Origin of the sequence: Nonomuraea coxensis DSM 45129 (genome assembly GCF_019397265.1) — a bacterium.
In the GTDB taxonomy this organism is placed as follows: domain Bacteria; phylum Actinomycetota; class Actinomycetes; order Streptosporangiales; family Streptosporangiaceae; genus Nonomuraea; species Nonomuraea coxensis.
Genome location: NZ_CP068985.1, coordinates 354274 through 372282 on the forward strand (window position 1 = coordinate 354274; position 18009 = coordinate 372282).

The window sequence follows — 18009 nt, forward strand, 5'->3', positions numbered from 1 at the left end:
CCTGCGAAGGAAGAAATCCGTGCCCACCACCGTCTGGCTGGCTGCGTTGTCCACAGGCTTCGCCGTATGGCTGTGGACAACTCCCGGCACCGCCACAACACGCCTGGCCAAGCTCGCCGCGCCTCCCAAATCACCCCAACGCCGCCCTTTTCGGACTCTCCTCCTCGCTCCACCAAGCCCGAAACGCCGTACCGAAGCCTGGCGACTGGCTTCCATTGAGCTCTGCCAGGCCCTTTCCGCCGAACTATCCACAGGCCGTACCCCGGGCGAGGCCCTGACCAGGGCGATGTCAGCGGTCGCCGTCCCCGACCCCGACCTCCTACGCCCAGTCCTCGCCGCCGCCAGAGACGGCGGCGACGTACCGGCGGCCCTGGCGAACGCGGCCCCGGCCCAGGGCGGCGAGGGCCTGCGCCAATTGGCGGCCTGCTGGCAGGTGAGCATCACCGCGGGAGCCGGCCTGGCCGCCCTGTCCGACCGCGTCGCCGCCACGTTACGCACAGCCCAGCTCCACAGCCAGGACGTAGCCGCCCAACTCGCCGGCCCCCGCACCACAGCCAGAATGCTGGCCGTCCTCCCCCTACTGGGCCTCCTCATGGCCGCCACGCTGAACATGCATCCCCTGCATTTCCTGCTCGGCAGCCTCCCCGGCCTCGCCTGCCTGGCGACAGGCATCACCCTGAACGCCTGCGGCCTGTGGTGGACCCACCGCATGTCCACCCAAGCCGAACGCTGACCCCGCCCACCCCACACCCCCAGCACACGGCCGCCCACCCCTCCCGAAACCCCACCCGCCGCAGCCGTCAGGCGCCAGCACGTGAACCGAGCGCGCCTCATAAACCCGACCGCGCCTCCATGGGCCGGGCGCGCCTCCTCGGGCCGAGCGTGCCTCCTCGGGCCGAATGTGCCTCCTTGGGCCGAGCGTGGAACCTCGGGCCGAATGTGCCTCCACGGGGTGAGCGCGTCTCTAGGTTCGAGCGCGGCTCTGGGCCGATCGGGCCTCTGCGGACCGGTCGCGTCTTCGCGGACTGATCACCCCTTCGCGGGCTGATCGCGCCTTCGTCAACGGCCACGCCACCAGAACCGCCTCGGCCCTCGCGAGCCGATCGCGCAACTTGGCCTCCGCACCATCATCACCTGCACCAAAGCAATCCCGCGTACCACCTAGACCGACGGGACCACCCCATTGCTCCCCCTGTTCTCCGCGCTGTGCGCCGCCATGGCCATCTGGGTCTGGCTCCCCTCCCACACGCCGAAGGAACGCCTGGCCCGCCTGAAGGCACGCCTCACCCCACACGACGAGCGACGCCTCAACCTGCTGTCACCCGGCCCTCACCACCGAAAGCGCACGAACCCCCAATCCCTGGCCCACTCAGCCGCGCTCGTTTCCCGGGCTCCCGCACACCTCGCCGACAACGAGCCGCCCGCGACGTGGCTCGATCACCCGGGCGAAGGGCCCCACCGAGGCGTCACCCGAAAGACCGTCCTCACCGCCACCTCGGCAGGGCTCGCGGTCACCGTCTTGATCGGCGGCACTACCGGCGTGGTCTCAGGCATTGCTATCACTCTCGTTACCGGCATCTACCTGCACAAAAGACAACCCGCGCAGTCACAACAGGACCAGCAGCAGCTCCAGACCGACCTCCCCTTCGCGGCCGACCTGATGACCGCCTGCCTCCTCGCGGGCTGCCCGGTCAGCTCCGCCACCGAGATCGCCGCCGACGCGATAGGCGGACCTCTCGGTCGGCGCCTCACCTGGGTGAGCAGTCAACTCCGCCTCGGCGCGGACCCAGAACCCACCTGGGCCCTCCTCGCGAAGGACCCCGCACTGGGCCAGCTGTCCCGAACCATGATCAGAGCCACCCAGAGCGGCACTCCCGTGGCCGATGCCCTAGCCCGCCTGGCAGACGACGCCCGCGCCACATCCAGAGCCGCCGCCGCGGCGGCAGCGAGACGTGTCGGGGTCAAGGCAGTGGCCCCCCTGGGCCTGTGCTTCCTCCCGGCGTTCGTCCTCCTGGGCATCATCCCGGTGGTGGCCGGCCTCGCTTCCACCCTCGTCCTCCCATAGCCGCAACCTCCGCCAGCAGCGCAACCTTCGGCAAGGGGGCAGCAACGGGGCAACCCCCGACAACGGGGCAACCTCTGGCGGCGGCGCATCCTCTGGCAACTGCGGTGGCGATGCCGGGCGCGCCTTGGGCCGGCGCCAAGCCACAACACGTCTCGCAGCACGCCATCACCGCCACAAGGGGCAGCGGCACCAGCTCAGGTTTCAGCAAACAAGCCCATGGTCTGGTCCTCCCCCGGATGCCCCGGCACGGCACCTCCCCTGATCGCGGACCCATGCCTCGGCGCACGGTTATCCACAGAACGCCGCTCGGCAGCTCTCGCCAACCCGATCTCGACGAACCTGGAACCCGCCGGCCAGAACCGGCTCCACCGAGCAATTGGAGGCACGATGCACAAGTCCACCCCCGCACCGGACGCCACGACGTCCACCCCCGAAGCCGCCCCTACTCCCTCGTCGCCCACCCCCGCCCTGAAGCGAAACCGCGACAGCACCCCTGAGCCTCCGACCAACCGTTCCATCCGGCGGACGAACCACCACCTCGCCGCCAACGACGACGCGACGACCACAGCCCCGGCACCCCCTGTTGACGAAGCCCTCACGCCGCGACATGCAGCACCCCAAACGGACGATCCCCAGGTGCCCTCGACCGCGGCCGAACTCCCTGGCGCCGACCGCCACAGGACAAGCGCGAGCAACCCGAGACACCGGAACCGTCACCCTCGGCACAACCAATGGCTGCACTACGCGGCCACAAACCGCGAGCGGGGCATGTCGACCGCCGAGTACGCCGTAGGGACCATTGCGGCCTGCGCGTTCGCGGCGCTCCTCATGAAGATCGTCAGCGGCACCGAGGTCGCGGAGCTGCTTACCGGCATCATCAGCCGAGCACTCAACACGGACGCATGACCTTCCGCCCGTGCCGGCTTCCCCGAGGCGCATCGGCAGAGCGAGGCTCCGTGACCGCTGAGACCGCCGCTGTTCTTCCGGCGCTGATGATTGTCCTGGCAGCCGGCCTTTGGGCCATCCAGTCCGTCGCCGTCCAGCTCGAGTGTGTGGACGCGGCGCGCTCCGCAGCCCGAGCCGCCGCGAGAGGCGAGCCCGTGGACGAAGTCCGCGCGGTCGCTCGCCAGGCCACGAGTGCGAATGCGCAAGTAGACATCACCCGCGACTCCGAGACGACGAAAGTTCAGATCGCCGTTCAAGTGCGACCAGCATGGGGTTCGGCGTTCCCGCCGGTGCGCGTATCCGCTTCCGCCGTCGCCGACACAGAGCCGTAGCCGCGAATCATCACATCTGCCGCAGCAGTGCCGCACCGTCGCGACCATGGGGCCAACGTCATCGCTCCGCCCGGTGATGAAGTACGTCGCCCCGGCCCCATGGTTCACGTCCCGGCTCAAGTCAGCAGAGCCGGGGGAGGGCGTCATCACCTCCCACGAAGAAGAACGTTCCGTACGAACTGCGGGTGAAGGGAAACCGGTGCGAGGAAGGGTTCGAGTACCGACACCTGGCAGGCGACGTCCGTCGCAGTCCTGTCAGCGAAGACGCGCGCAGTTCGCCGCGCATCGACGGCCGTGGACTGGCGCGCGAGGGGATTGTGCCGATGCCGGAGAACGCGGTTCCGCCACCCTGTGGGGTGTGGCCCTGATGGGGCTCTTGATGGCCGTAGCCATGGCTTTCGCCATGGTGGGCACCGCGCGGGTGGCCCGCCACCGCGTGAACGACGCCGCTGACCTCAGCGCTCTGGCGGCCGCCCGGCTCGCGCTGCTCGATCCGCTGGCCGCGTGTGCCCGAGCCGGCGCCCTGGCAACCGACAACGGCGTCGAGATGACCCGGTGCGAGATCAACGACGAGGTGGCCGATGTCTGGACGACGCTGTCGATCTCGCTGCCGATCGTAGGCACCCGGACCGTCACGGGGCGAGCCAGAGCAGGCCCGGCCACGTGACCGGATCATGATGGGGCGAAAGACCGCAGGCCGGTTATACAGGCGGGTTGCGGCGACACCACCGCTCCCGGGCGGGCTGGTGGCCGCCGGGAGAGACGAGAGCCCAGCGCGGTTGTCGATGAGGACGTCGGGCCGATCCCAGCGATCAAGAACGAGGAGGGAGGGCGCGCCCGAGCGGCAGTTGGCGGCGGGCGGCCTGGGAGCACACGAACGCCGGGCCGCTCGGCTGAGGGCCGCTGTGCCAGGGCGGCGACGGAGCGGCCCCGGACAAGGAGGCGGGGCTGCGGCGGCCTCGCTCGGGGCCCTTGCCGCCGTACGAGACCGAGGTGCAGAGGTTGGCGTGCGAGAGATGGAGATCAGCTGCGGAAGCTGGACAAAGGAGCCGTGCAGAGAGTCTGCTCGGCGTCGAACTCCTGGAAGGTGCTGATGGGGTGGAAGCCAAGGCGGGCGGCGAGTTTCAGAGAACGCTGGTTCGCGGTCTGGGTCACGACCACGACCGGCTGGTCGGGAAGTTCGTCGGCCGCGGCGCGCAACGCGGCCGTTGCGGCCTCGTACGCGAATCCCGCGCCCCACGCATTGCGTCGCAGTACATAGCCCAGTTCCAGCTCTCCGCCGTCCTCGGCGACATGTCCGGGACGATCGGCCTACCGGCGGGCGAGCATCAATGTTCCGATGAGTAGGTTCGTCGTGCTGTCGGCGATGACGAAATTGCCTGGCCTGGGAGTCGGGTTCGCGATGCTTGCATCGAAATGCTGCTCGACCTCGCCTCGCGGGCGAGGTCCACCGAGGTGTTCTTGAACCTCAGGGTCGGTCATGAGCTCGAGAATCCCTCACGGTCGGTGGGTGCAGTTTACGAAGCAGGAGTCGTTCGGAAGTGACTTCCGTGGCGGACAGCGTGGGCAATTGGCTCATGGGCCCATGATCATAGAACGCGCAGAACTTTCGGTGCTGGGGCGACTGCACTCGCCCGCGCCCGCGCCTGCGCCTGCTCCTGCGCCTGTGGGGCTGGGTGCGCCCGACTCTGGCCCTTGGGACGTTGCCGCCTGTTCGCTGGGGCATCAGCGCGGATCAGCCGGTCGGGCATGGCGCTTTCGGCGATTCGGGGGTGCGGTAATGACGGTCAAGAGATTAGCTTCCCGCATGCTGGCGGGGCTATTGGCCGAGATCTCGGTTATGGGCCGTGGAAAGCGTAATTGCAGAAATGGAAGCGGGGATGGGTGGTCGAGTTTTGCTGATGAATATCTTGTCGTGAATTTCAGTGCGGTGTCTATCGGTCAGTGCGCTGGAGAAGCGCTACGAGGTCCGCGTGTGAGCGGAGTGTCGGGGATATGGGGCGTGCCCGTAAATGCGGTTTGGGTGCTGCTTGATGTGTGGAGTCGGCAGTGGGTGCCGTGTCTTGTAAGGAGGGTTTGCTGGTAGTGGCAGAGGTGGTGGAGAAGGGTGGCTTTTGGGGTTTGTGAGGCTAGGTCGCAATCGAGTCACGACTTCTTGGACTTGGTGTCCAAGAGTCTGCTTGCTCACGTAACGTTCCGCTTACCCTCGGTCCAGGCAGTTCGTGATGAAGGGTCTGGGAGAGCCGGAACGGAGTCGTCAGGGTGCGGGGCCGGGGGCGGTCGGTGACCGTATCGCCGGGCGAACTGCACTTCCGGTCGTCGCTTGACTCGCTCCTCGCGAGTGGGCCGGGTGGCGCGAGTCTCTCGATGGAGGGAAGCGTCGTGACGGTAGTTGGCAGAGTGGTGGCCGCGGGGATCGTCGCGGTGGGGTCCATGGTGTTCGGTGGATCCGCTCATGCGGCCGTGACGGCGGGAAATGGCGCCTCCGGGCAGATCACCTCGCCGTCGGACGGGCAGGTCGTCTCCGGGTCGTCGGTCACCGTCTCCGCACGTACGGGGCTCATGCAGCTGCGCATGGGGCTGTATGTCGACGGGCCGTCCACCGGGTCGGTGAAAGTCGCCGGCGGGGGTGCCAACCAGACCGTTTCCGGGACGTTCGACGCCGGCAGCGCCCCGAACGGGACCTTCACCGTGACCCTCAAAGGGGAGATCACCGGCACCAGGTACGACAGCAGCACCTTCAAGCTGCGGCGGCCCGCCGAGAAACCGGGCAATGTGAGCGCGGACCTCCAGGGCACCACGAAGGTCGTCGTGACCTGGAGCAAGGGGACCGAGCCCGATCTGCAGACGTACCAGGTGTCGAACACGCAGTCGGGGGTCGTGGGGCGGCTGGCGGCGGACAGCGCGTGCAGCGGCGGGTCGTGCAAGGCGGTGCTCGCGGTGCCGGCCAAGGCGGCGGGGCAGAAGGTGGGGTTCACGGTCAGGGCGTTCCGGAGCGATGGCGACGGGGGGTCGATCGGGTCGGGCGAGTCGGGCACCGCCTACGTCAGCGTGCCGGCTGCGCCTGCGGCTCAGCCGAAGAAGGAAGTGAACAAGACGCGGACGACGCCCAAGGTGTCCGAGAGGGTCGATCCGCTGCCGACGCTGCCTGCCAGGAAGCAGACTCAGCCGTCGCGTAAGGCGACGACCCACCGGCCGAAGGCGACCACCAAGGTGCCCGCGATCCCTGACACGGACACGAAGGGCAATCTGCCCATCCCGACTGCTGATGGGCGGCAGGAAGGAAACGACGGACTGACGCCGTCAGGTGGGACCGGCGAGGATCGGAGCGATCGGGGAGACGGCGGCGGCGAGGGTGGCGCGGATGCCGCGTCCGTGCAGGTGAACGGGGTGAAGGCGCAGTCGAGTGAGTCCGTGTTGGGGGGTGTCGGGCAGTACGGGTTGTATGTCGCGGGTGGACTGCTTCTGTTGCTGCTCGGCGCGCATGCCGGAGCCTGGGCTCGGCGGCGGGCGCTGGCCGCTGAGGGAGGAAGGGGCGGGAGTTCGCAGGCCCTGAGAGCTGGAGCGCCGGCGATGGCGGAGGGCGCTTCTGCCTCCCCTGCTTCGGGGGCGGTAGCGGGCGCCGGTGTTTCCTGGACCGGGACCCAGGCCCGTCCTTCGGGGGCGGGTGGCTCGCGAGGTGTGGGTGGAGAAGGGGCGGAGGCCGGGGTGACGCTTCGGCGCAGGCCCGCGGTGATCCTTGCGGTGGCGAAGACGCGGATGCCGCAGGGATCGCAGGCGGCTGATGAGCAGGCTTCGGCTTCCGGTGGAGCGCGGGGTGGTGGTGAGCCGTCGTCATTGCCTGTTGGTTGGCAGCGGCCGGGCGCGGGGGACGGCGGGGCGGCGTCCGCGGGCGGTGGTCAGGTTCTGCGGCAAGTGTCTGCGATGCCTGGGGCAGGGGTGAGTGGGGCGGGTGTCTCCCCTGTCGGGGATGTCGCTCCTGCGCGAGGGGTGCTCCCGATGGAGGAAGGCGCGGCGCAGGTGGTTCCGCCGACGATCGGTCGCTCTGGTGTTCAGGGTGTTCAGGGTGATCAAGGCTCTGAAGGCGTTCACAGTCACAGTGGCGGTGGCCAGGGCCGTGGCGGCAACCCGAACAGGAGGGGCTTGCCCTATGCAGGTGGGCAGGGACGCGAAGGTGATGCGGCCCACCTGGGCGGACACGGTGGGCGGCAGGAGCCGGTGCGGATCGCGCTGCCCAGTTCGGCGGTGATCGAGGTGTCTGAGTCGACCGTGGCGGCGGTGCCGCGGCCCGCTGTGCGGATCGAGGAGCGGTGGGATGACTATCTGCCGCCTTCGCCCAGATCCATGGAGGACAGCGGGTTCTGGGAGCGGCCGCAGCCCGGGGCGCTGGATTTCTGGGCTCCGGATGATGACGGCGCGGACGGCGGGACGGTTCGCGGCACCGGCGAGGTCGGGACGGTCGGATCCGGCGGTGCTGGCACCGCCGGACCTGGTGGTGCTGGGGCCATCGGACCTGACGGTGTCGGGGCGGTCGGATCTGGTGGTGCTGGGGCGGTCGGGTCTGACGGTGCTGTGAGGCGCGGTGGCGGTGGTGCGGGGAGTGACAGGGTCGATGGTGCTGACGGTGCGGGGGCGGGTGGTTCTGCTGGGGGCGGTACGTCCGCCTACGCGGGGCGTCGGCACAAGGGCGGGCTCAGTTAGGGACTCCGGGCGGGTGTGAGCACGGCGCTGCGAACCGTCGGAGGGGTGTTTTCGGGCGGCGGTCCGGGGACGGGCTCGGCGGGGTCCCGTGATGCGGAGTCAGTCGGCGGCGAGCAGGGTGTTCAGGAGGCGGATGGCGCCTCGTTTGTCCAAGGGCTCGTTGCCGTTGCCGCACTTGGGTGACTGGATGCAGGACGGGCAGCCGCGGTCGCACTCGCAGGAGGTGATCGCCTCGCGGGTGGCCGTCAGCCAGTCGTTCGCCCGTGCGTAGCCGCGTTCGGCGAATCCGGCGCCGCCCTCGTGGCCGTCGTACACGAAGACCGTCAGCAGGCCCGTGTCGGCGTGCAGTTCGGTGGAGACGCCGCCGATGTCCCAGCGGTCGCAGGTGGCGAACAGGGGGAGGAGGCCGATGGAGGCGTGTTCGGCGGCGTGGGCCGCGCCGCCGAGGTCGATGCCCGCCTCCGCGAGAGGGGCGACGGCCGACGCCGGGAGGGTCCACCAGACGGCGCGGGTGCGGAGGGTGCGAGGCGGCAGGTCGAGGGGCTCGTCGCCGAGCATCTCGCCTGACTGGAAGCGCCTCTTGAGGTACGAGACCACCTGCCTGGTCACCTCGACCTCGCCGAAGTGCAGCGTGCCCTGCCCCAGAGGGTGGGAGCGCTGGGTGGAAAGGATGGAGATGTCGGTGATGTCGCGGGCGAACGTCGAGTAGTCGGGAGCGGCGGCCGTGACCAGGGCCACGCCGGCTTCCAGGTCGAGCGCCTCCACGAGGAACGTCTCCCCCTGGTGGATGTAGACCGCGCCGGTATGGACGGTGGTGTGGGCGGAGGGCTCGTCCACGCTGCCGAGGAGGCGTCCGGTGGTCGCCTCCACGACGTGGATGAGGGATCCGCCGCCGCCGCGGATGTCGGCGAGGTCGGTGGGGCGCTCGCGCCTGGTCCAGAACCAGCCGGTCGGGCGGGCGCGGAGCATGCCCTGGTTCACCAGGTCGTCCAGGACGTCGGCGGTGGTCGGGCCGAAGATGGGCAGGTCGGCCTCGGTCAGCGGGATCTCGGCGGCCGCGGCGCACAGGTGGGGGCCCAGGACGTACGGGTTGTCGGGATCCAGGACGATCGCCTCCACCGGGCGGCCGAACAGAGCCTGCGGGTGGTGGACGAGGTAGGTGTCCAGGGGGTCGTCCCTGGCGATCAGGACGGCGAGGGCGTCCTGGCCGTCGCGGCCGGCGCGGCCCGCCTGCTGCCAGAGGCTGGCGCGGGTGCCGGGCCAGCCGGCGATCAGGACGGCGTCGAGGCCGGAGACGTCGACGCCGAGTTCGAGGGCGTTCGTGGTGGCCAGGCCCATGATGGTGCCGTCGCGGAGCGCCTTCTCCAGTACGCGGCGGTCTTCGGCGAGGTAGCCGGCGCGGTAGGCGGCGATCTTGTCGGGGAGGTTGGACAGGTCGGCAATGTCGGGCAAGGCCCAGGACAGTGGGTTCTCGCGCCTGTTGGGGGAGGAGGTGCTGCCCGGGCCATGGCTGGAGCCCTTGCCGGGGCTACGGCTGGAATCGTCGGCCGTGCCGATGTCGGTGCCGATGTCGGTGCCGATGTCCGGGCCGATGTCGGGGGTGGTGTTGGGGCCGATGTCGGGGGTGGTGTTGGGGCCGATGTCGGGGGTGATGTTGGGGCCGATGTTGGCGGCGATGTCGGGAGTGGTGTCGGGGCTGATGTCGAGCGTGGTGTTGCGGGCGGTGTCAGGTTGTGGAGGGGTGGCCGGAGGGGGCGTGGCCGGGCTCGCGGTCTCCGGGCGGGGGGCAACCGGGGATGAAGAGAGGGGGGCGCCGGTGTACGGCATGGAGAAGGCCACGTCGGCCAGCTTGGCGCGGGCGGCCAGCGCGACCGTCTCGGCGCCGCGCCGGGAGCGGACGAAGGCCAGAGTACGGACGTCGGCCAGCACGAGATCGGCCAGCAGGTCGGCGGCCTCCGCCGTGGCCGTACGCCGCACCGGCGCCCCTCCCTCGCCCCGTAGCTCGGTCAGAGGCGGCTCCCACAGCGCGATGGTGGTGGAGCCCTTGGGGGAGGCGTCCACGGTCACCTCGTCCATCTCAAGCCCCGTCAGCCTCATCGCGAACGCCCCCGGCTCGCTCGCCGTCGCCGAGGCGAGCAGGAACGTGGGCGTCGAGCCGTACCGCGCGCACACCCGGCGCAGACGGCGCAGGATCTGGGCGACGTGGGAGCCGAACACGCCGCGGTAGCCGTGGCACTCGTCCACGACGACCAGGCGCAGCCGGCGGAAGAAGGAGTTCCAGCGGGCGTGCCCCGGCAGAATGCTCCGGTGCAGCATGTCGGGATTGGTCAGGACGTAGTTGGCGTGCCGCCGCACCCAGGTGCGTTCCTCGAACGGCGTGTCGCCGTCGTACGTGGCCGCGCGCACCTGCGTCACGTGCAGCTCGCGGAGCCCGCGCAACTGGTCGGCGGCGAGGGCCTTGGTCGGCGTCAGGTACAGCACCGTCCCGCCGTCGAGGCAGGACGCGACCGCCGGGGTCAGGTACGCCAGGGACTTCCCGGACGCCGTGCCCGTGGAGACGATCACGTTTCGGCCACGGAATGCCAGGTCGGCGGCCTCGTACTGGTGTGGCCAGAGCCCTGTCACCCCGCGGTTCGCCAAGCGCGTAACCAGCACGTCCGGCGCCCAATCGGGCCAACCGGCTTGACCCGCCTGACGTGCTGGAACATGCTCCACATGGGTGACACGCTCATGACGTGCGGGAACACCGAGCAGGTGGCGGAGGAGTGGACCTGCCTGTTCTGGGGAGGATGCGGAGGAAGTCACTGTTTCCAGTCTTGCATCAGTGGGCAAAGTCGCCGGGAATCGTGATTTCGTATAGACACAAGCCAGACGCGTGGTTGAATGCCGCGCGTCAGGGTCGGACAGTCTGGGGCCACGCTCCAGATTGCCAGGCCGGCAAGAGTACTTTCGCAGGCGAGGCGCTGGAGGATCTGTGGATCTGAAGTTGGATCACCACAACGAGGACCGACTCACCATCGTCGAGGTCGAGGGTGAGATCGACGTCTACACTGCGCCGAGATTGCGTGAGCTCCTCATCGACCTGGTGAACAAGGGAAACTTCCACCTTCTCGTCAACATGGAGAAGGTCGACTTCCTCGACTCGACGGGCCTTGGTGTCCTGGTCGGCGGGCTCAAGCGGGTCCGGGCGCACGACGGCTCCCTTGAGCTGGTCTGCACGCAGGAGCGGATCCTCAAGATCTTCCGGATCACCGGTCTGACCAAGGTCTTCGGGATCTACGCTTCGGTCGACGAGGCCAAGGAAGCTCACGGCAAAGACAAGTAGCATGGCTACCGTCGAGCTGACGTTCAGCGCCCTCCCCGCACACGTGCGCACCGCGCGGCTGGTGGCCACGGCCATCGCCCGCCGCACCGGCGTGGAGGAGTCCCTGCTGGACGAGGTCAGGCTCGCCGTGGGTGAGGCATGCTCCCGGGCCGTCGAGGCGCACCGCGCCCACTGCCCGGGCGAGCCCATCCGCATCGAGCTCCGAGACGACTCCGGGCGGTTCGAGGTCACGGTCAGCGACCATGCCCCCAGCGACGAGATCCATCAGGAACAGCCGCTCGACCTGGGCATGCTGTCCGACTCGTTCATGACGGGCTTCGGGCTCGCGGTCATCACCGGGCTGGCCGACGACGTCGAGGTCTTCCCCACCCCCAAGGGGACCGACATCCGGATGAGCTGGCCCGCGACCAACGGGATTCCTGCGCCTTGAGGGGCGCCGCCCTCCGTTGAGTGCTTCAGGCGCCCCCGGGCGCCTGACACCCCCCCTTTTTTTATCTTTTACGGCAAGCCACCCCGCCCCCACCCGCCGACCGTGGCCGGGGGCCTCCAGGGTGACGCTCCTGACCCGCACGTGGCCGGCCGCCGTCACGGCGCCCGGACCCCGGCCACCGTGGCGAGGCGTTGACCGGCGCCTTCGTCCGGTATGGCCGGCTCCAGTGGCCGGAAAGCGGCTCCCGCGCCCTCTGAAGGGTCCAGGACCGCCTGAGACGGGTCTGTGCCATCCCCAGAGACCCCCGCCGGCCGTGCGGCGCCCCATGCACCCCTCAGTGCCCGGTGACGGGCTGAGCTCGCGCAGCGTGACCCCTCCAGCCCAGCGGTCCCCGGCCCAGCGGTCCCCGGCCCAGTGGTCCCCGGCTCAGTGGTCCTGGGCGGTCGCAGTTGGGCTTTGTGTGTCGTTGAAGGCGCTTGCCGGCAGGCATGCCCCGCAACAATCTCGCGTTCTGGGCGGAACTCCCGTTATGGGCGCGCCCTCCGAATGATCAACATTGCTGGGTAACGGCACGGTTGTCGGTCCAGGTATGGGATCATTCGCATGCTTTTATGCAACGGCCCACTGATGCACGCGGTGCGCGAAAGCCCGAGTTTCATGGTCGAAAGGCTGGTCGCGCACGGCGCCGACCCGCCGGACCTCCGCGCCCGGCAGGCACGACGCTCGCACGACGCCCGCGCACGACGGCGACGCCCCGCCCCCGCGCGACCGCCGGGCAAGCGTTCGATGGAGCATGGTTTCGGTCAGCCCATATCGGTACCTTGTCATGACCTTAACCCCGGGGAAATTCCTCTTGTCAGGCCGCAAACCGGGCCCCTGACCGGCTCTTACTGGACTCGCGGATAATTAGTGACCTTCGGAGCCTTCATATCCGTTCCCTGCCTGCGTAGACTCCCCGCACCGGCCAAGGTGATCCGGCGGAACGCGGATTCAACCGGAAGCGGCACCCACAACCCGGATGGTGCCGCAACACCCGCCGAGGAGGGGGCGCAGCACCGCCCGGGCAGGACGACCGGTCTTGCCGAGGAGAACGATGAGCAGGCACATGCTGGCAGCGGAGCCAGCGTCAAATCTGGCCCTGAGCGGAAACAATCTCACCATCGTGGTCGTGGTCGCCGCGGTCGCGTTGATCGCGCTGGCCGTGGCAGGTGGTCTAGTGCGCGAGGTGCTGGGCGCGGGCCAAGGCACCGAACGCATGCAGAACATCGCCCGTGCCGTACAGGAAGGCGCCGCCGCCTATCTCGCGCGGCAGTTCCGCACGTTGGCGATCTTCGTCGTCGTGATCCCGTTCCTGTTGCTCCTGCTACCAGGGGAGACCGACGTCCGGATCGGGCGTTCGATCTTCTTCGTGGTCGGGGCGGTCTTCTCCGCGCTGACCGGGTTCATGGGCATGTGGCTGGCCGTGCGCGGGAACGTCCGCGTCGCCGCCGCGGCCAACGAGGCGGGCGAGAAGCGCGCCATGCGGATCGCGTTCCGCACCGGCGGCGTGGCCGGCATGTTCACCGTGGGCCTCGGCCTGCTGGGCGCGGCCGTGGTCGTGCTCCTCTACCAGGGTGACGCCCCGGGCGTGCTCGAAGGGTTCGGCTTCGGCGCGGCGCTGCTCGCGATGTTCATGCGGGTCGGCGGCGGCATCTTCACCAAGGCGGCCGACGTCGGCGCCGACCTGGTGGGCAAGGTCGAGCAGGGCATCCCCGAGGACGACCCGCGCAACGCCGCCACCATCGCCGACAACGTGGGCGACAACGTCGGCGACTGCGCCGGCATGGCGGCCGACCTGTTCGAGTCGTACGCGGTCATGCTGGTCGCCAGCCTCATCCTGGGCCGGGCGGCGTTCGGCGAGGAAGGGCTCGTCTTCCCGCTGATCGTGCCCATGATCGGCGTGATCACGGCGATCATCGGCATCTTCGTCACCGGCATGCGCGACCGCGACCGCAACGGCATGGCCGCCATCAACCGCAGCTTCTTCATCTCCGCCGCCATCTCGGCGGTGCTGGTGGCCGCCGCCGCGTTCTGGTACCTGCCGGCCAGCTTCTCCGGCCTGACCGGCTCGCGCGTGCAGTCCGACGCCGACCCGCGGCTCATCGCGATCGGCGCGGTCCTCATCGGCCTCGTGCTGGCCAGTGCCATCCAGCTGCTGACCGGCTACTTCACCGAGACCACGCGCCGCCCGGTGCGGGAGATCGGCGAGAGCTCGCGCACCGGCCCCGCCACCGTCATCCTGGCCGGCATCAGCGTCGGCCTGGAGTCGGCCGTCTACTCGGCGCTGATCATCGGCGGCGCGGTCTACGGCGCGTTCCTGCTGGGCTTCGGGAACGTGACGCTCGCGCTGTTCGCGGTGGCCCTGGCCGGCACCGGCCTGCTGACCACGGTCGGCGTCATCGTGTCCATGGACACCTTCGGCCCGGTCTCCGACAACGCCCAGGGCATCGCCGAGATGTCGGGCGACGTCGAGGGCGAGGGCGCGCGGGTGCTGACGAGCCTCGACGCGGTCGGCAACACCACCAAGGCGATCACCAAGGGCATCGCGATCGCTACGGCGGTCCTGGCGGCCACCGCGCTGTTCGGCGCCTTCCGCACGGCCGTGGAGGGCGAGCTCGCGCGGGCCGACGCGGCGATCAAGGACGCGCTCGGCATCTTCCAGAACTTCAGCCTCAGCATCGACAACCCCAACGTCCTGGTCGGCCTGATCATCGGCGCCGCGGTGGTGTTCCTGTTCTCCGGCCTGGCGATCCAGGCCGTCGGCCGGGCCGCGATGCGGGTGGTCTTCGAGGTGCGCGACCAGTTCCGCAACAACCCGGGCATCATGGACGGCACCCAGAAGCCCGAGTACGGCCGCGTCGTGGACATCTGCACCCGCGACTCGCTGCGCGAGCTGGCCACGCCCGGTCTGCTCGCGGTCATGACGCCGATCGCCGTCGGCTTCGCCCTCGGGTACGCGCCGCTGGGCGCGTTCCTCGCAGGCGCGATCGCCTGCGGCACGCTGATGGCGGTGTTCCTGGCCAACTCCGGCGGCGCCTGGGACAACGCCAAGAAGCTCGTCGAGGACGGGCACCACGGCGGCAAGGGCTCCGAGGCGCACGCCGCGACCGTCATCGGCGACACCGTCGGCGACCCGTTCAAGGACACCGCCGGTCCTGCCATCAACCCGCTGATCAAGGTGATGAACCTGGTGGCGCTGCTGGTGGCCCCCGCGGTGGTGCTGTACGCGGGCAACCCGGTGCTGCGGATCGGCATCACGGTGGTGGCCGTGGCCGTGGTGGTGGTGGCCATCGTGATCTCCAAGCGGCGGTCGGTGACGTCCGAGCCGACCAACGACAACGACAACCACCGGGAGGAGGAGCCGGTCGCGTCCTGACGACGGCCGGCCGCCCGACGTCCCGCGAACGCCCGCTTCCCCGTCCGGGGGGGCGGGCGTTCCGCTGTCCCGCGGCGGGACGTGCGGCGTTTGCGGTGGCGGGCGGGGGAAGGAGGGGCTCCGGGGGATTGGGCCACCGGTGGGAGGCGCGGGATGGGTGAGAGATGGGGCAGGTGGGCGCGGCACCCCGGGTGCTCGATGGGACACTGTCCGCGTGGAGAGCGACAAGCAGCCGAACGGCGCCAAAACCCTCGGCTACATCCTGCTGGCCATGATCGTCATTCTGGCCGTGCTGATCGGGCTGTCCGTCTGGGCCTCGAGGACAGGGTGATCCGGTGCGGACGTTAATCGTGCTGAGACACGCGAAGGCGGCCCACGTGGCGGGCCTGGCCGACCGGGAGCGGCCGCTGACCGGCCGCGGGGAGCGGGACGCCGCGCGGGCGGGCGACGAGATCAGGGAGGCGGGGCTGGCGCCGGAGGCGGTGTTCTGCTCACCGGCGGTCAGGACCAGGCGCACCGCCGAGCTGGCCTTCCCCGAGCTGGAGATCAGTTACGAGCGCGAGATCTACGAGGCGTATCCCGAGGAGCTGCTGGACGTGCTCCGCCGCGCCGACCCCGGCCTCGGCACGGTGGTGTTGTGCGGGCACAATCCGGGCGTGCACGAGCTGGCGCTGGGGCTGGCGGGCGGCGACTACGGATTCCGCCCTGGGGCGTTCGCGGTGATCGAGATCGGCTCGCCGTGGGCGGACCTCCACCTGGGGGAGGGCCGCCTGGTCGCCCGCTGGGACCCCCAGTCCGGCGGCGAAGAAGGCTCCTAGCGGGGCGTGAGGACGCCGTCCTCGGCGTCGGCGGCCTCCACCTCGTCACGTGAGATGCCGAGGAGGTAGAGGATCGAGTCGAGGTAGGGCGTGTTGACCGCGGTGTCGGCGGCCTGACGCACGACGGGCTTGGCGTTGAACGCGATGCCGAGCCCGGCCACCGCGATCATGTCGAGGTCGTTGGCGCCGTCGCCGATGGCCACGGTCTGCGAGATGGGCAGGCCGGCGGCGGCGGCGAAGCGTTCGAGGGCGCGCGCCTTGCCCGGCCGGTCGACGATGTCGCCGACGACGCGGCCGGTCAGCCGCCCGTCCACGACTTCGAGGACGTTGGCCGCGGAGTAGTCGATGCCCAGCTCCTCGACCAGCGCGTCGGTGATCTGGGTGAAGCCGCCGCTGACGATGGCGAAGCGGTAGTCGAGCCGCTTGAGCGTGCGGACGAGGGTGCGGGCGCCGGGCGTCAGCACGACCTCCTTGCGCACCTCGGCGAACACCTCCTCGGGCAGCCCCTCCAGCAGTGCCACCCGCCTGCGCAGGGACTCGGCGAAGTCCAGCTCGCCGCGCATGGCCTGCTCGGTGACCCGGGCGACCTCGTCGAGGCAGCCGGCGTGGGCCGCGAGCAGCTCGATGACCTCGCCCTGGATGAGCGTGGAGTCGACGTCCATGACGATGAGCCGCTTGGCCCGGCGGGACAGGCCCGTGCGCTGCACGGCCACGTCCACCTCCTGGGCGGCGGCCTCGGCGGCCAGCTCGACGCGGAGCGCGGCGGGGTTGGCGCCGGAGACGGACAGCTCGATGCAGGTGACGGGCCACTGGGCGAGGCGTTCGATGCGGTCGATGTTGGCGCCGGCGGCGGCGATGCGGCCGGCGATGCCGGCGATCGCGGCGGGCTGCAGGGTGGCGCCGAGCACGCTGACGGAGAGCCGGCCGCGGCGGCGATGCTCCTTGGCCTGGGAGCCGGTGGAGAGCTCGACCTCCATGCCGAGGTCCTCGGCCACCCGCTCGACGGCGGTCCACAGGGCGCCGAGCGTCGTGCCGGTGCCGGTGGACCGTCCGCCCGCGTAGGCGACGAGCACGCCGAGCGTGAGCCGGCCGCGGATGACGACCTGCTCGATGTCGGCGATGGTCACCGGGAAGCCGGACAGGACGGAGAAGAGGCGCGAGGTGACGCCGGGCCGGTCGGGGCCGGTCAGGGTGATCAGGAGGGTGCGCGGGTCCACATCCAGCCACGGTACTGCGCCCGGTCCGATGCTCGCGCAGCAGGCTCGCCATTCGGACGCGGGCGCATGAGCCGGAGCCGTTAACGCACGACCGTGGTCTTCACGGACTTGGCGAACAGGTAACCGGGCACCCCGAGCCGGTCGAGCTCGCGGATGTCCATGTTCTCCATGCCCTGGTCGAGGTTGTAGGAGATGACGCCGAGAGTCGCCTTCTGCGAACCGCGAGTGCTCTTCTTGGTCTTTGCGTAGAAAGTAACGGAGAACGAACTTCCGACCGCAATGTCCTTATTTGCCCAGCAGAAGAAGCCGCGGGCGGTCAGCAGGATGCACTCCATCTTCTTGCCGCTCGTGGAGTAGCGGATGTTCCTCGGGTCGACGCCCTTGGGGAACGCGCCGCCGACCCACCAGGCCTCCGCGGAGGCGAAGTGCGGGCCCACGTTGACCGCGGAGATCTTGTACTTGATGTAGCTGCCGGCCTTGACCTTCTTGGTCGCCGACACCTTCACGGCGAAGGAGGAGTAGGGCTCGGCCGCCTTCGCGGACACCGCGCTGGAAGCGGCGGTGGAAGCGGTGGCGGAAACGGCCGCCGAAGCGGGAACAGCGGGAACGAGCAGAGCACCGGCCGCGAGCGTCGCCAGCATGCCCTTGGTAAGGGACTTGTGCATTACCTCTCCGGGTAAGGGAATTGGACTCGGGGCCGTGTAATACAACAAGCCCCCCGTAAATGCCCGCTGTGTATATCAGTTATTAAAATCTCTGTA

14 protein-coding genes are annotated in these 18009 nt (G+C 69.7%); 10 read left to right on the forward strand and 4 right to left on the reverse strand.

Annotated elements, in window-relative coordinates:
* The first annotated feature begins 19 nt into the window (after positions 1–19).
* From Nocox_RS01705 to Nocox_RS01720, 5 genes are all read left to right on the forward strand, one after another.
* Complete coding sequence (locus Nocox_RS01705; RefSeq protein WP_051112526.1) at positions 20–733, forward strand: type II secretion system F family protein; 714 nt, start codon at positions 20–22, stop codon at positions 731–733.
* A gap of 483 nt (positions 734–1216) precedes the next feature.
* Entirely contained in the window at positions 1217–2065 is an 849-nt protein-coding gene (locus Nocox_RS01710; protein ID WP_084685557.1) for a type II secretion system F family protein, read from the forward strand.
* A gap of 768 nt (positions 2066–2833) precedes the next feature.
* Positions 2834–2971: a DUF4244 domain-containing protein gene (locus tag Nocox_RS42725; protein ID WP_020542573.1), complete on the forward strand. Its 138-nt coding sequence runs from the start codon at positions 2834–2836 to the stop codon at positions 2969–2971.
* Positions 2972–3057: 86 nt separating this feature from the next.
* On the forward strand, positions 3058–3342 hold the full coding sequence (locus tag Nocox_RS43600; protein WP_281426321.1) for a TadE family type IV pilus minor pilin: 285 nt from the start codon (positions 3058–3060) through the stop codon (positions 3340–3342).
* A 367-nt stretch (positions 3343–3709) separates the two neighbouring features.
* The gene (locus Nocox_RS01720) at positions 3710–4009 is read left to right on the forward strand and encodes an Rv3654c family TadE-like protein (RefSeq protein WP_246649830.1); all 300 of its coding nucleotides are present in this window, start codon (positions 3710–3712) and stop codon (positions 4007–4009) included.
* A gap of 356 nt (positions 4010–4365) precedes the next feature.
* Here Nocox_RS01720 and Nocox_RS44075 read toward each other — a convergent pair whose 3' ends face one another.
* A complete protein-coding gene (locus Nocox_RS44075; RefSeq protein WP_084685539.1) occupies positions 4366–4614 on the reverse strand; it encodes a GNAT family N-acetyltransferase in 249 nt (82 codons plus the stop codon).
* A gap of 1110 nt (positions 4615–5724) precedes the next feature.
* On the opposite strand from Nocox_RS44075, the gene Nocox_RS01730 reads away from it, so the two are divergent.
* Positions 5725–8043 carry a fibronectin type III domain-containing protein gene (locus Nocox_RS01730; RefSeq protein WP_219495569.1) on the forward strand — a complete coding sequence of 773 codons (2319 nt, stop codon included), beginning with the start codon at positions 5725–5727 and terminating at the stop codon, positions 8041–8043.
* 99 nt (positions 8044–8142) lie between these two features.
* Here Nocox_RS01730 and Nocox_RS01735 read toward each other — a convergent pair whose 3' ends face one another.
* Positions 8143–10608, reverse strand: a complete 2466-nt coding sequence (locus Nocox_RS01735) for a DEAD/DEAH box helicase (RefSeq protein WP_020542578.1) — start codon at positions 10606–10608, stop codon at positions 8143–8145.
* A gap of 409 nt (positions 10609–11017) precedes the next feature.
* On the opposite strand from Nocox_RS01735, the gene Nocox_RS01740 reads away from it, so the two are divergent.
* The 4 genes from Nocox_RS01740 (at position 11018) to Nocox_RS01755 (ending at position 16031) form a co-directional block, all read left to right on the forward strand.
* Positions 11018–11368: an STAS domain-containing protein gene (locus Nocox_RS01740; RefSeq protein WP_020542579.1), complete on the forward strand. Its 351-nt coding sequence runs from the start codon at positions 11018–11020 to the stop codon at positions 11366–11368.
* A 1-nt stretch (position 11369) separates the two neighbouring features.
* Entirely contained in the window at positions 11370–11798 is a 429-nt protein-coding gene (locus Nocox_RS01745) for an ATP-binding protein (protein ID WP_020542580.1), read from the forward strand.
* A 1093-nt stretch (positions 11799–12891) separates the two neighbouring features.
* Positions 12892–15213, forward strand: coding sequence for a sodium-translocating pyrophosphatase (locus Nocox_RS01750; RefSeq protein WP_026214213.1), 2322 nt, complete (start codon positions 12892–12894; stop codon positions 15211–15213).
* A 350-nt stretch (positions 15214–15563) separates the two neighbouring features.
* Complete coding sequence (locus tag Nocox_RS01755) at positions 15564–16031, forward strand: SixA phosphatase family protein (RefSeq protein ID WP_020542583.1); 468 nt, start codon at positions 15564–15566, stop codon at positions 16029–16031.
* Here Nocox_RS01755 and serB read toward each other — a convergent pair.
* Both serB and Nocox_RS01765 read right to left on the reverse strand, forming a co-directional pair.
* Positions 16028–17248 carry a phosphoserine phosphatase SerB gene (gene serB, locus Nocox_RS01760; protein ID WP_020542584.1) on the reverse strand — a complete coding sequence of 407 codons (1221 nt, stop codon included), beginning with the start codon at positions 17246–17248 and terminating at the stop codon, positions 16028–16030. The two genes, Nocox_RS01755 and serB, sit on opposite strands and share 4 nt — an antisense overlap.
* Before the next feature lie 80 nt (positions 17249–17328).
* Positions 17329–17889 carry a hypothetical protein gene (locus Nocox_RS01765; RefSeq protein ID WP_157382967.1) on the reverse strand — a complete coding sequence of 187 codons (561 nt, stop codon included), beginning with the start codon at positions 17887–17889 and terminating at the stop codon, positions 17329–17331.
* Between the last annotated feature and the right edge of the window lie 120 nt (positions 17890–18009).